This window comes from Mycoplasma sp. ATU-Cv-703, assembly GCA_004011965.1.
Classification (GTDB): Bacteria; Bacillota_I; Bacilli_A; order Mycoplasmatales; family Metamycoplasmataceae; genus RYZV01.
Genome location: RYZV01000001.1, coordinates 67,596 through 83,595, shown reverse-complemented (window position 1 = coordinate 83,595; position 16,000 = coordinate 67,596). Strand labels below are relative to the sequence as shown.

Sequence of the window (16,000 nt, the reverse complement as noted above, 5' to 3'; positions counted from 1 at the left end):
TTAAGTCCCGTTGATTTTTTAGTTGAGCAGTTAAAACCAATTTTGTTTTAGTTTTACGAATAATTACATTTATTGTAAAATTAGCGCAAATACCGAAGTTTTACCACCAGAGGTTTTTGATGCAAATGTGGAAGAAAATCGCGGCAGTTTTTAGGCCCAAAGTTGTTTTGCCGAGCGGGTTAGTTTTCTTGCCCGCTTTGGCAACGGCTTGCTCAGTTGCAGAAAAAAGTTCGTCTAACCAAGATTCAAAATTAGTCAATTTGATCGTCTCAGTTCCTAGCGCCGACGGTTTACACGCTGAGCATCAACTGGTAGTTAAATTAGTTTTCAAAGCCATTCAAAGCAGTCAGTTAACTTCTTGAGCTAAAAAATTAGCCTGGAAAAGTTTTCGGCAAGTTTTTCAAAATACTTACCGACCGCCGGCTCATTTTCACGTCGGTGACAGTTATTTTTTACCAGGTCTTTCCAGCCATCCTGACGGTTCTCAGGTCTTTGACCTGAAAATAACCACCCAAATCAAAAAAAATTCAACGGCTGATTTTTCATAAAGTTATCGCTGCCAACGCAAACCGGAAGCCAAATTGACGTTAAATAGTTAAAAATGGGAGTATTTTGATCTCAATAGACTGGTCATGGTAGCAGTAATTGTGGTAAAATCACCCTGGCAGGAGATGAAAATGAGAAAATTGCCCTGAATTATCACAAATTTATCCTTAGTTAGTTTGCCGATTGCTTCCACGGTGGCTTGCGGAGCCTCTGGTGTTGTGGGCAATCGAGATGATGGAGAAGCAGCCGAAAGAATTTTTATTAAGACGTCGCTGAGCGATGTTAGCACGCTATCATTTCGAGAAGGCGAGCGTTACAGCGCTTCTCAACTGGGAATTGACAAATTTTTTAATGACGATTTAGCGCTTTCATTATCCGAAAGGTTTGGTAGCGAAAAAATTCTCGGCGCAGATTTTGGTTTTGTCATCACATTTTGCGATGACGTTTCGGGCAGAGTTGTCGCTAGAATTGAAGCCGTCCAAGGTTCAAGCGTGGTTAAAAAGTTTCTCAACTTTGTCCAAATATCAGGTTTTAAAACGGAAGATCCTGAGCAAATTTTGAAAAAAGTCGTTCAACATCTTCCGAGCGATGCACCATTATGAACTAGTCTTGATCAAGTTAAGGCCAGCATCTTCACTAGGACGAAGTTTTGGTCCGTTAGCGATTTAGGTGTCGCCCACTATTTTCAATTTCGTAACGTTTTCCACCGCGTTTTTATCTTAGATTACGATGACGGAGTTGGTGAATTAGAGATTGTACTAGAACTTAAAATCGCTGGCGTTGAAAAAACTTTCTCCTTCAAAGTTGCTGGCTATTCCACCGTTAAAATAGACAAGGTTTTAGAAGCAGCCCCGCGTTTTAGTTAGATTGCTCGCTCTGCCAAAAGGACTATTAAGTAGAGCGGTAAAACTACGGGCGCTATCTAGGTTGCAGGACCTAACTGATTGATTAGCCAAAAACTCTCAGGGCCTAAAAATTCTGCCCACTTAAACATCATTGAAAATAGCGCTAGACCTTGACCAGCAACCTTCTGAAGTGATGTTTTGTTTAATTAAACGGGCTCACGACGAGCTTGTAGAGCAGAAGGAAGATTACCTTGCAATGCTATAATCACGGTGCAAAAAAGGAGTTGAAATGAAGAAAGTATTTTTGCTTGCTACTACCTTGGGATTTGTTTCTTTGCCGACGGCTACGATTGTCGCTTGCGGAAGTTCTCAATCCGAGGGAAAGCAAAAACTTGAAAAAACCGCTAGTCGCGAGCACGAGCAGTCTCAAGCGATCCGCGCTTACCCGATTGAGTCAAACGAAGTTGACGCTTTGAGTCTTGGGGTTGACCGAAGTTATGATGCAGTCCAACCGGAAACGGAGACAGCTGTCAAACGAAGTCCGTTTATTAAGGAAAACCCTCGAGTGCTAGCTGTTATGAATTACTTAGATAGCGAATTAGCTAAAGGCACTCGATTAAAACATTTACTTGCTTCACACGTTGGAAGAAAGTTTGACTTAGCGCCCAAAAAGAGTTTAAAACTACTGGGCCTAAATGACATCCCTAACCATCTGCTGGAGCACATTGATTTCAAATACTCTTTAAAAGAAATTGACGATGCTGACGGAACAATCAGACTTGGAATTAATATCATTGACCGTGCCGCTCACATCGGATACAGTCTTAATCGAAGTGCCAGCGGTTACTTAAAACCGAATCAAATTCAGGAAAAAGACCGCCAAAACATCCAGGCAGAGTTAGCAAACTCGTTAGCTTCTCTGAAAAAAAATCGTCACGAAACACGGCTGGAAAACAAACTGCCGAGTCAAATTGGATCTATAAGAGATGGAGTCAGTTTTTCAAGGATCGGTTTACAGCCTTTCCCAGATTTAATTTCGTCTGACATTTTAACAAGGCTAACAATTGTTAAAACCGATGACCAAAACGGGGAGTTAGAGTTAGAAATTGAACTTTACAAAAACGGTCAATCGCTGACTGGAAAAATTGTGGTTGCAGGATACAACGTTAATGTTGGAGACAAGAGCAGAGCTCAAGCCGTTTTAGAGCACATAGAGAACGAGTTTGATAAAGGCACTCGATTCACGCATCTACTTCCTTCCCACGTTGCTAAAAGTTTTAACTTAGCTTCAAACAAAAGTTTAGGACTACTAGGTATTAATGACATTCCTAAGCAACTAATAGACGAGCTTGATGTCAAATACGAAGTAAGAAATGCTGACGATAGCCACGGAATTGTAACGTTCAGACTTAAGATCACCGATCAGGCTAATAACGCGAGTCACAGTGCACTTCTATACATCCGAGGATACGCAAAACTTAGTGAAATTGAGGAAAAAGACCACCAGCACGCCCGGGCAGAGTTAGAAAAAGCACTCGCCTCTCTGGAAGGAAGACGTCACGATAGTTGACTGCAAGAAAAATTGCCGAGCGAGATCGGGTCCAAAGGAGACTCATTTGATTTTGCAAAAATCGGTTTAGAAAACCCCTCCGATTTAGTTTCGTCAAACATTGTAACCACGCTTACGATCGCTAAAACTGACAACCTCAAAGGGGAATTAGAACTAGAGGTTCAGCTTTATAAAAACGGTCAATCGCTGAACGGAAAAATTGTGGTTGGAGGATATAACGCTGAGGTTGGCGATAGAGACCAAACTCAAGCTGTCGTAGATTACGTGGAAAACGAACTTGAAAAGCGCACCTGATTAAAACATCTGCTTGCTTCCCACGTTGCCAAGAGGTTCAACTCAGCGGCAAATAAGAGTTTCAAACTGCTGGGCATAAATGACGTTCCTAAGAATTTGACCAACGGACTTGATGTCACATTCAGATTGGGAAATGTTTTTGAGAACTACCAATGGATTACATTACACGGTAAGATCACAGATTACTCCAAAAATCGTCGATTTACCTTTACTGTGTACATACGAGGATTTTTACAGCCTAACCACGTTCATGAAAAAGACCGCCAACAAATCAGAGCGGAGTTAGAACATTTGCTCATTTCCCTGGAAGGAAAACGCTACGACACTTGACTGGCAGATAAATTGCCGAGTCAAATTGGATCCGAGGGAGAGTCGGCTGACTACGCCAAAATCGGTTTGAAAGATTTCCCAGAACTAATCCCAACCGACGTTGGAGCCAAATTCAAAATCGTTAAAGCTCACGATCAAAGAGGGGAATTAGAACTAGAGGTTGAACTCTTTAAAAACGGGCAATCACTGACCGGGCAAATTGTGGTTGGAGGTTATAACATTAAGGTTGGCAATAGAAGCAAAGTCCAAGCTATCTTAGATCACATAGAAAACGAACTTCGAAAAGGCACTCGACTAAAACACCTACTTCCTTCCCAAGTTGCAAAAGACTTTGAATCGGCACCTCACAAGAGTTTAAAACTGCTGGGACTAAATGACATTCCTAAGGATCTATTGGACGGCTTTGGCATCAGTTTAAAATTGTGGAAAGTTGACGATAATGCCGGAGGAATTTGAATAGATATTGTGGTTGTGGACCACAGCAATAAAACTCACAGTCGCGGGATTGTTAAACCCATTTACGGTTATTTAACTGCTTAAACTTTAATTAGATTCAAAAACACTTCGCGTTTAGTTAACGAGCAAACAGTTATTAAAAAACTCTCCAGTTGCAGTTTTTTAGAACCATAAAAAATCACTTCGCAGTAATCAAAACCGGGTAAACCAAGCATAGGTTTATCCGGTTATTTTTAAAACCACTTTTTAACAACAACTAACTTTGTTAAGTCTGAGCCCGCTCACCGAAAAAGTTAACATCAAACCAAAGGAAAATTATTGGTAGATACGAGTTTTTACCAGTTTTAATAGACTAATTTAACGCAATTTGGAAACGTTTTACCCAGGTGAAAAAATTAGCGTAAATGTTATAATTGTCTAGAAAAGGAATTGAAATGAAAAAATTAGTTTTGTTTACCACCTCTCTGGGGTTAATTTCTTTGCCCATCGCATCTCTAATAGCTTGCGGAAGTTTTGGAGATTTTGATGACGAAAAAAACCTTGAAAAAGACGATCAGGACAAAAAAGACATTGTCAACCCAAAAGATTCTTACACGACCGCTTTGAAAGATTCGGATACTTTGGGTTATGAAATAGGCGAAAGATATGACGCTGCCCAGCTAGGCCTTGGCAGTTATTTTGACAAAAATTTCCAGTTTGAAGTCAAAGACTACAATGATTTAACGGGTACTCTCATCGTTAATGTGGAGCATACCCAGGATTTTCCAGCCAAATTACTCCGTGAAAATGTCGAAATTAAAGGTTTTAAAAGTTATAACGCCCGGGAATTTTTGGACAAGATTGTCCAAGGGCTACCGTCGGATAAAATGCTAGTTAGCGACTTAATTGACAAACCTAAACCAAGCGAATTAGAAAACCTAGGACTTTTAAACGTGGATTCTCTAGGAATCGGAGAGTACTTTAAGTTTCGTAAAGCTGAGCACTTTATAAGCCCCGTCAAGAGCGATGACGTAGTGGGCGAGTTGGTGATTGATTTAAAAATTGCTATCGCTAACCAAGATAGAACCGTTGAAAATTTGATAGTGACCGATTTGGCTATGGAAGACTCGGTTTTGAAAAGTCGTCTAGGAAGAATCCGCCAAATAATGGAAAAATTGGGTGAGAAATACACAACTACTAACAGCAGTCAATTGCCTTCCCAAATTGCCCAAAGGGTGGAAGATGCTGGTTTTTGGGATCAACTCGGCATCGGCGCTTTTCCTGATTTTGACGAGCAGAAGATTAAGGTTGGTTTTAAAGTCAACAAAAGAAATACCAGTGATGCCAAAGGTCAGTTAGAATTGGTTATTACACTCAAGGCTGAACACGAAAATAATTCTGTCGAACGGAGCAAAACAATTCTAATCAGCGGATTTTTAAGTTTAGACGAAGTCCAACAAGACGAGGACAAACTTAAAGTTCAAACGATCAAAAATTACTTAGAAAACGATTTTGATAAAAATACCACGCTCGAAAAATCACTTCCTTCGGACGTTAAAAAGAAATTTATCAACGCGAAAAATCCAAGTATCACTCTGCTTGGTTTAACCGATCTTTCCGAGGAAATTTTGGATGGAGTCGAGGTTAGTTTTACGTTAGGGACCGCTGATGATCAGGCCGGAACACTCATTTTAGTTGCCACGATCAAAGCTGGAAACGCTCCTGCCGTGGAGACGCACTTACTAATCAAAGGTTTTCTAACGCTGGAACAAGTTAAAGACCAAGAGCGTCAGCAAATCGAGCAAGAACTCCGGAATTTGCTAAATTACTTGGAAAAAAGTAAACATGAAACAAGGTTTGGTCATAAGTTACCAAGCGACGTTGGGACTAGAAAACAAGCGGTTGACTTTGAAAAGATTGGTTTAAACGAATTACCGCGTCAAATTAAGTCAGACATTTTGGTTAATTTAACTATCGTTAAAGTGGACGACGAATACGGCGAATTGGAAGTTGAAGTTGAACTTTCCAAAAATGGTCAAAAATTAGTTGGCAGAATCGTCGTTAGAGGTTACAAGAAAAAAATTGAGTTTGAAAAAGAACGCGAATATCAAATTAACGCTGAACTTAACGCTTTAATTAATTGAATTAGCAGTAACCGCCACCAAACATTGACTAAAAAAGATTTGCGGCCAAGCAAAGTCGGGTCCGTGGGTGAGACGACTAATCTAACTAAACTTGGTTTAAACGAACTTAGTTCCCAAGAAAAAGAAGGTGCCTCAGTTGGTTTTAAAATCGTAGAAGTTGATGATTTTGATGGAGAGATTAGGGTTGAGTTAACGGTTTCCAAACAGGGAGTAAGGCAGCGGAGAAATTACTCCATCATTGGGTACAAAACCCACCGTGATGAGATTAAAGACTTATTCATTTGGATCAAAGGCCATTACCACCGGACAAGTCTTGAAAATGACTTACCAACTTCTGTAATTAAGGGGAGAAAAAGAATCCAGTTTGAAGATCTCGGGTTTGGTAAGTTGCCAGAAGAACGTTTTGGGGAATACGAACTAACTGTTGAGGTAATTGCAGTTAACCAGACCAAAGGTTCGGTTGATTTGCTTGTATCTATTCGCAAGGCCAAACTAGTTGAAAAGTTTGAACACACGGTGTTTGGTTTCAAAACCAGTTCGGAAGTTCTCAATGACCTTCAAGCTAGACTTAAATGGTTTGAGAAAAATCTGGCTGACACAATTCATAAAGACAAATTGCCGAGCGAGATCGGATACTTAAACCAGCAACTTACACCGGAGATGCTGGGGATAAAATCGTTTGAAAACACCGAATTTTGCCAAGACGGGTGCCCCGAAACCGAGTTTACCTTGCTAGCAACTGACGACGTAAACGGCAAGTTGAAAGTTTTATTGAAACTTAAGCGCGAAGGGGTTGAACTGAGCGAAGAAGTTGAAATTAAAGGCTTCAAAACGGTTAACGATGAACTAGACGCGATCATAAACTCAATTAAAAACCAAGTTTGGACCACTAATTTCCGTGACAAGTTCCCAAGCGAGATTGGCCGGGAAGACGAGAGCATAAGTTTCCAAGAACTTGGTATTGACGCTTTACCTCTTGAGCAAACAGACGATGTTGAAATAACTTTAACCATTTTAAGAGTTAACGATAATCAAGGGATTACCAAGGTCAAAGTTGTTATCGCCAAGTTAGGTCAAACTAAAATCACCGATTTTGATGTTAGCGGATTTAAAACAACTACCGATTACAACAGAGAGTTAAAAGACCAGGCTGATCGTTTGGTTAAATGGATTGAAACAAACTGACAAAAGACCTCTAAAAGCGATAAATTACCGAGCCAGATTGGTCAAATAAACCAAGAAGTTAACTTTAGTGTCTTAGGACTACCCCAAATTCCGGACAAAATTAGGGACGGTTTTAATGTGGGTATAAGGATTGGCAAAATCCATAACAAACTCGGAGAAATTGAAATCAAAATTAGTCTTGTCAAATCTAGTTTCAAGTTGGAAACAAAGTGACGCGTTAAAGGTTTTAAAACGAATGTTTCAGTTGCTGGAGAATTAAACAACCTGCTAGCTTGAATTGAAAAAAATCACCTCTCAACGAGTTTAACTAACACCATGCCGAGTGATTTTAAGCTTGCGACACACACAACTCTTAAAGATTTAGGTCTTAGTCCGCTGCCAAAGCATTTAAGTCAAGAAGTCAATTTGCGGATAACCGTGGAAAAGACAAACGATGTGACCGGAGAAGTAAGCGTCAAATTTGTGTTGAGCAAAAATGGCGTTGAGGTGTCCAAAAGTTTGGTGATCGGCGGATTTAAAAAAGTATCTCAACAATTGAGTGAACTACTGGAGCTAATTAAGCAACGTCTGAAAAAAGTTAGATTAAACTTACTGCCTAGTCAAATGGGTCAAAAAGGCGCATCGCTAAGCTTCCTTAAGTTTGGCTTGCCAGAGTTAGATTCCAGCGAGAGAAAAGGAATTAAAATCAAAATGCTGGTGGAAAAAACCGATGACAACGCCGGTGAACTAGTGGTTAGCCTAGAACTTATCAAGCTGGGCGAAAAGAAAACCAGCACTTTAGTGCTTGACGGTTTTCTCAAGAAGTCAACTTTGGACCGCGAAGCAGTTAATAGGTTAGTTGAGCAGATTAAAAAACAAAACGGTTTTGATTCTTCTGCCAAAGAGATCATTATCAAAGTTGACCGCAATTCCGAAGTTTACGACCGTGATGTTTCAAAAATTACCATTGATGAAATCAAGAAAAATCCGCTTGCTTGGAAAATCCTCCTGCCTATAATCTCAAATGATTTTGAAGTAGAGTGATCTCTAGAACTTCTAACCAAAGAGGCTAACAAAAAGGTAATCGTGACTTTGGAAGTGTCGCGAGGTGAAATCACGCAGAGAGTTATTTTCAGGATTGAAGGTTTTAAACCGTACATTGAAAAGTTGATTGAAACTAAGTTGCAAGAGTTGCCATTCCGCTTGACAACTAAATTAAGCGAAAAATCCGTTCGTGATTTTAAGGTCAACCAACAATACACTTTTGCTCAATTGGGAGTTAACTTCCCTGATGTGTTAGACGAGATACTTAAATTCAAATTAGTCGTTCTCAAGTTAGACGACCAAAAAGGTACACTTGAAATAAAAGCGACACTTTGAACCGATTCCACCGATTTTAAAAAGAGCAAGACAATTTTCATTGAGGGTTACTGGAACGAAGCTAAGCGCGAAAAAACTCGGATAAAAGTGGCAAACTTCTACAATGTTTTCAAAGATTTTTACCGAGATAAAAAGATTGGTGACCTTTCGGAGCAACAAGTTAACGAACTGCTTGTTTACGATAAAGTCAATCACGGTAGTCTGTTCATCGGTGACAACCCACGTTGGTCCCAAGGTAAGGAGTTTTCATTAGACGAATTAAAACTTGTTAAGAAACACCAATTGCTTGCGGAACAAATCCGTCGAATGGATCCCAACTATAAGTTTTCGTTTGAAATTGTCGAGCGCCCTGAAAGCGCCAATTTTCAAGGCAGCATCAGGGTGCGGGCAGTCGTGCGGTACGTTGACTTAGAAATTTTTTCAAGAGCAATTGTGATCGGCGGATTACGAAGTTTTGAAGATTATTTCCATGCTCAAGTTAACAATTGAAAGGGAAAAATTCCCGCTAAAATCGCAACCGAATCGCAAGGTCTAATTGCGTCGCTAGTTGAATACGCGGATATACAATATAAGATTTTTGGACTCAAGGGCGATAACATTAGAGCCAAGTCATTCATGGAAATTACCGGTCTAGACAAAAAATTACCAGTTTTTACGTTTGATGGCAAATATACCCTGGAAGTGAAGGCAGTTTTCTACACGGACTCAATTGTTACAAAACAATACTTTAATGTACAGCCGTCCGAGGGTGAGTTTGTGTTTGTGATCGGTCTTAAGGGACAGAATTACGATTATTTCAACCAAAGAGTTTACGATAACAAACTGCATCAAAATAAGAGAAGTTTTGTCAAAACGCTGACCGGCTTTGACTCGATTGATAGCGTGAATAAGGCATATGAGTCATGGGTCAGGAAGTATAACCGCGACAATCCATTTGATGTATCAACAAACGATATTGATAATACCCACTTTATGGGTGTTTTAAAAGGAATTTACGGCGGAAGTGCACTTCCTGAGTTTGCGTACAATTTTGCTTCATCGTCAATTTACGAGGATAAGGCAAAAATGCTGAAGTATTTGCTTGATAAGGCAGAAAAACAACATAACGATCACAGAAAAAAAATGGTTAAGGTTGACTATTATGATGCTGCCAGCGTCAAGAAGTGATTGGCCGCTATTGACAAGCAACTTAACCGTGATTCTAAAATTTATAGCAAAATACCAATCGCCTGAGACAAAGCTTTTGATGCTAGTTTGCGACCATTAGTTGATCAAGTTATCCCTTATTTTAAGTTTAGACAAGTGATTGATGATGGAGAAGGAAAAACTATCATGGTTTTTGAGACGGGTGTAAATTATCGAACAATTTCGCCCAAAAAAGGTGACTTGCCTTCCACATGAGACCAGAATCCTTTACCTTTCAACTCTTGAAATCAAACTAGTTTTAACAGTCTGCTTACCGAAGTCAAATCCCATTACTTCCACTTGCGTGTGCCAAGCAACTTGAGAGAGTTTATGCAAAACGTAGTTAAGTTAGATGCTGTCAAAAGCAAATTGTTTAACCAAAAATTGGAAAACGATTTAGGTGTAAAAGTATTGAAACACAACACCACTGAAAAGAATTACAGAATTGAAGTTAAATTGCCGGTTTTTGGAGCCACTTACGAAGACGGGAAAATCAGAAATTTTGACAACGAACCAAAATGGGAAAGAGACTTGAGAGCGAAGAAACTGCTTTGAGATGAGCAAGCTCTTCGCCAACTAGGTCACCTAGTTTGACCTAGCTTCCAGCACGGCGAAGGAGCTCCAGGCTTTTTAGTTTCTCACGCCTTAGAAAATCTTCTAGTTTCCAAGCGTTATTCTCATTATCCAACCAAATACAAAGAACACGAAATCAACTTCACGAAATACCTTGGTGAACTTGGCATCACAATTGTGTTTGAAAAAACCGCCTACCATTGATTTACTCACGAACTTGACTACAACCATCACGACTACAATGCGGTTATTAAGGTGCGCCCTTGACTACTTTATAACGCCCACTCTTGACTCGCTTACCGGCACATACCAGATACTTACATCAACTCCGCCAACCGACCAATTCTTGTTAAAAGCGATGTAACTTGGGAACTTCTCTACAAACTAGTTAGAAATTAAACGCCAAGACTTGTTGACTCGCCCAACTTTGAAGTTGGGCGAGTTTTTTTGGAAAAATTTAAAATTGACGAGTTTTGGCAACATGGGAAAGTTATTAGGGCTCGAAAACTAAACTTTTAAAAAATTTTGTGAAGCAAGCGCCAACAACTAGGTGAGCGTTATTTTACCTTAACGCTTTGCTAAACCCGTTTAGAGCAGGAGTAGAATTAAACTAGTGTACATCTGAAAGGAAGAAAATGAAAAAATTTGCTTTAACTAGTGCCTACCTTGGCCTAGGTCTTTTGCCCGTAGCTTCTCTAGCGAGTTGCATATTTGAATCTGAACCAGTTAAGGAGCGCAAAAACAAAACACATAAATCTGCTGCGCGCCAACAATCCTACTCGACTATTTTTACTAACAAGCCAGTTCTGAATTTTAAAGAAGGGCGTTTTTATTCACCCGCGCAAGTCGGTCTTGAAAACCATTTTACTAAGGAGCACCAGTTTGAAGTTATAACTGCCGATGATTTGGCTGGTCAACTACAAACAAATCTTCGTGTCAAAAAGTCTGATGGTAGTAGTCAAATTTTAGAAAAGGAACTGATAATTTCGGGGTTTAAAAAAGTTAAACCGACTGAGTTTTTTGCCAAATTACGCAGCGCAGTGGCTTCAGAAAAAGAGATAGAAACCTCTTTAAAAACTAAGTTAGAAACGAATTTCTTTGAAAATGTTAATTCTCTAACAGCGAAAGATTTGGGCATCGATCACCACTTTGATTTTCGTCAAGCCCAGCACAAAGCGGAGGTGCTCAGTTATGACCAAGCTGCGGGGAAATTGGCAGTTGTTCTCACCGTTTCTCTGGGCGGAGAGACGACTTATTTACAGTTTGATGTAGTTGGTTTTAAGTCTGATGTTGACCCCGAAGTTAGCGCGCGTCTAAACCAAGTTCTTAAGGCGCTTAGCCAATTTGAAGATTCAGAAACTACCCGGTCTAATAAGCTGCCTTCCGTGCTCATGCAAAGAATCGGGGATGTTGACTTTTATGATCACTTGGGTGTTGGACCCTTGCCTAAGTTTGACCAGTTATCCGAAGATACGAAAATCACCTTTGAAAAAGGTCTTAATACTAGTGATTTAACCGGTCAAATTGAGCTAAAAATTACGATGCTTTTCAAACACAAAAACTTTGAGTACGCAAGAAGTAAAACGGTTATGATTAGCGGGTTTTTAACTTCAGATCGACATGAAAACCACGAACATCAAAACCATCAGCATCAAACTCACGCTCAAAAAATTAAAGACCACCTTGTCAAAAAAACCGTCTGAAAAACCAAGTACGACAAACTTCCGGCTTCAGCCGCTAAAAAGGCTTTTGTGGCGAGTGGAGGAGGGCTAACTAACTTAGGGTTGCCGGCTTTGCCGAGTTGATTATTTGATCAGGCGCAAATTAGTTTCACCGCTCAAGCTGCTGATGACCTAAGAGGTACACTAACACTTTTAGTTGAGATTAAAGTCGGTAAAGTGAGGTTAGAGACAAGCGTTTTGGTTGAGGGGTTTTACTTTGATGGCCCAAATCGCTTGGTAAAGGATTCAAAAATCCCTCGTGATCTCAAGGAATTTTTAGATCAAATTAGTAACGCAAAGACAAGTCTCAAGGATACGTTGCCCTCTCGTCTTAGAGGACTAAAGGGCAAGTTGACTTTTGCAAAGCTTGGATTCCAACCCTTGAGCAGCAAACGCAGACAAGACGCTAATTTTGAATTGTCAATTGTCGAGACCGATGACGATCTAGGACTAGTAAAACTTCTTGTTAGCACTTGACAAAGCGGCGAAAGAGAATCACTTGTCATCAATTTGCGAGGGTTTGAAACCAATTCATCGTACTTAGTAAAAATTGTCACCAAATTATCCCATCAATTACCGCGGACCATTTTTACCGAAAAATTGCCTTCGGAAATCGTAAATGTCAACGAGCAGACTACTTTTGAAGATTTGGGAATCACTCTACCTGGGTGGGACGAAAGTCAAGCACCTAGGTTAAATTTAACGGTTAATCAAGCAAACGATGTGGCAGGAAGTGTCACGGTCAACCTAGAAATCGCCCGTGGGAAGGCCAGTGCTAGAGGTCCATTAACAATTCTTGGTTTTAGAAGCATTGATCCAGCAATTGCTAGCACCCTAGAAGATGTTTACAAATTAATCACTGAGCGCTTAGACAAGGTCAGAAGAGATTTAATGCCAACTAGTCTTATTACTTCATACGAAACGGTGTCTTTGGCGTGACTGGGTTTGCCCGACCTATCTAAGGAACAACTCAAAGGAACTAAGTACGACTTGCATGCGACAGAACTTGACGACGAAAAAGGTTTAATCAAGTGGCACATAGAGATTGAGAAGGATGGCTTTTACTTACGAAGAGATTACCTAATGAGCGGATTCGTGACCGCGCAGCAGTTTGACGAGGAAAAAGTAACCGAAGTTGTGCAAAAAATTCGTGAAAGAAACGGCGGGGACTTAACCACCGACAATTTCACGCTTAAAATTCGACCCTTTACTCATTACCACGGTTGGGACACTTCAAAAATTACCGCTGAAGACATCGCTCGCGACTACAGAGGTTTTGGCATCGAAATTCCCTCTAATCTTTACGGCGTAGATTTGCATTGGTCAGTAGTTAGTTCGCTAACTACTCGCAATACGTTGGTGTTCCAATTGTTAGTTAGTTTCCGCAAAGCAAGACATACGTTAACTTTCCACATCCATGGTTTTGAAAAATTAACCATTGAAACCGTTAACGATATTGTGGCAAAATTGCCGAGCCAAATGATTACATTTTTGGCGAAAAAAAGAGTTACTGACTATGTAGTCGGTCAAAGATATAGAAACTATCAATTGGGAATTGATGCCTTTGATGACCGAAGAATTGATTACTCTGACATTAGTTTGACAGTCTTAGAAACAGACGACCGCAAGGGCAAAGTCATCGTCTTGTTTAAGATTGTCAGCGGAAACTACAGCAAAGAAAAGAAGATTACAATTGAAAACTATTGAGATGACATTAGACGTCGAGTTGCTAGAGACAAAATTTCGGGTCAAATTGACGAGATTTTCCAAGAGTTTTACCATGATAAAGAGATAAGTGGTCTTTCTGCTCAGCAAACAAGCGGATTACTAAGCTACGATAAAACGAATCGATCAAATTGGTGAATTAACGGTGACCATCCAAAGTACGCTGTGGGGCAAAAAATTTCCTGGCAGGAATTAGAACTGGCGACTAAGATGCCGGCTCTAAAACAAGCTTTAGAAAAAATTGATCCTGATTGTCAGATCTTTTTTGAATTGGTGGAAATCCCCAGCGGAATTGATTTTCACGGCAGCATCAGAGTTAGACCCGTCATCCGCCTGGTAGACCAGGAAGTTAGGGAACAGCACTCAATTATTATTAGCGGTTTCCAAAATTTTGAAGGTTACTTCCAGACTCAAGTTCTCAATTGAAAACAGCAAATCCCGGCTAAAATCGCAACCGATTCGCAAGGCCTAATCGGTTCACTAGTTAAGTATGTGGACATAGAAGATAGGATCTGGAGTCTCAAAGCTGATAGCATGAAAGTCAAGTCGTTCATGGAAATTACCGGCCTAGGCAAAAAATTACCAATTTTTACGTTTGATGGCAAATATACCCTGGAGGTGAAAGCAGTTATTTACGCCGATTTTCTTATTAGAGAAGATTTCATGTACCTACCTACATACCCAACCGAGGGTGAATTTGTGTTTGTGATCGGTCTTAAGGGACGAGAGTACGACGATTTTAACCAGAAAGTTTACGCTAACAAACTGAATCAGGAGAAGAGAAGTTTTAGCAAAACGTTGACCGGTTTTGAGTCAAAAGATAACATCGCTGGGGCTTTTAAAGAATGAATCAATTGGCCAAGACATTTTGGGTCAGATTGGGTACAAGACATTGACAAAACCCACTTTCGAGGAATTTTGCAACAAATTTACGGTTCAGAGACTTTGCCTGAGTTTCCAGCTGATTTATCAAATAATCCTATCCACGGCGTCAAGAGAAGACGTTTAGCAAAATTGTTGTCCCAGGCCACCAAAGAGCACCAAGAGCTTGATCAAATGGTGGCAATTGATTACGAAAAACCTTCCGATGTAGAAAAATGACTCAAGGCAATTAGCAGACAAAAACACTACGTTAGTTGAAAGAAAATACCCGCAGCCTGAAGATATACTTTTGAGGGAAAGGGTCGCAACCTAAGGGTGCTTCTTGACCAAGCCGAACCTTACTTTAAATTCATCAAAATTGAAAAAGGTGATTTTAGTGATTACATGATTTTTAAAGTCGCAATTCGTTTCCGAACAATTTCACCCATAAAAGGCGATTTACCGGATCGCTGAATTGATAATCCGCCGACCTACGCCGGTACGCTCATACAAGATAGTCTGCTTCAACCGATCAACGGCATTTTTAAATTTCAATCACAAAGTAACATGAGAAATTTCATGTGGGATGTGGTGAGCAAAAAGAGCAATTTAGAAGCCAAACTTTTCACTCCAAAGACCAAAAGTGATTTAGGAGTCAAAATTTTTGAAAGTTGAGGCGATCGTCGTCACAAAATTGAAGTTAAATTGCCAACTTTCGGGACAGTTGACACAATACCGGTTGATCTACAACCAACGTCAGTGGTTAATTCAAGAGCTAAAGAGTGGCTATTCGATCGTCAAGCTAACCTTTCCCGCGGCTTGTTCCTTTGGCCATATTTTAAAGGCAAAAATAACCCGGGTCAGTTGGCTGGTTACCGCATAGAAGATATTTTTGTTGCCAAACGTTACTCTCGCTTACCGGATAGATTTACAAATTACCCAATTGAGTTTAAAAAATACCTGGATGAACTTGGTGTAACGATTATGTTTGAGAAAATCTACACGAGCGGGTTTGATACCTCAGTAAGTTATAGATCCGAAAAATATAACGCCATCAGTCATTTCCGACCTTGACTTATTTACAATGCCCATCTATGGAAAAGTTGGGAAAAGAAACCTGTTACCTACGTCAACTCAGCTCAAAATCCAATTTTTATCAGAAGTGAAACCATTTGAGAATTTCACTACAAATTGCTAGCCCCTCCTAAGTAGGTTAAGTGCGTTATC

Annotated in this window: 5 protein-coding genes; all 5 read left to right on the top strand. The window is 40.0% G+C overall.

Going from position 1 to position 16,000, the window contains the following annotated elements; translation table 4 throughout:
• The first annotated feature begins 119 nt into the window (after positions 1–119).
• Positions 120–548 (top strand): hypothetical protein, encoded by a 429-nt coding sequence (locus tag CSE00_RS00250; RefSeq protein ID WP_161565511.1) that lies wholly within the window; start codon positions 120–122, stop codon positions 546–548.
• A 123-nt stretch (positions 549–671) separates the two neighbouring features.
• Positions 672–1,412 carry a hypothetical protein gene (locus CSE00_RS00245; RefSeq protein ID WP_161565510.1) on the top strand — a complete coding sequence of 247 codons (741 nt, stop codon included), beginning with the start codon at positions 672–674 and terminating at the stop codon, positions 1,410–1,412.
• A 268-nt stretch (positions 1,413–1,680) separates the two neighbouring features.
• Complete coding sequence (locus CSE00_RS00240) at positions 1,681–4,125, top strand: lipoprotein 17-related variable surface protein (protein ID WP_127942559.1); 2,445 nt, start codon at positions 1,681–1,683, stop codon at positions 4,123–4,125.
• A 350-nt stretch (positions 4,126–4,475) separates the two neighbouring features.
• On the top strand, positions 4,476–10,865 hold the full coding sequence (locus tag CSE00_RS00235) for a lipoprotein 17-related variable surface protein (RefSeq protein ID WP_127942557.1): 6,390 nt from the start codon (positions 4,476–4,478) through the stop codon (positions 10,863–10,865).
• Between the two features lie 236 nt (positions 10,866–11,101).
• Positions 11,102–15,985, top strand: a complete 4,884-nt coding sequence (locus tag CSE00_RS00230; protein WP_127942555.1) for a lipoprotein 17-related variable surface protein — start codon at positions 11,102–11,104, stop codon at positions 15,983–15,985.
• The last annotated feature ends 15 nt before the right edge of the window (positions 15,986–16,000 follow it).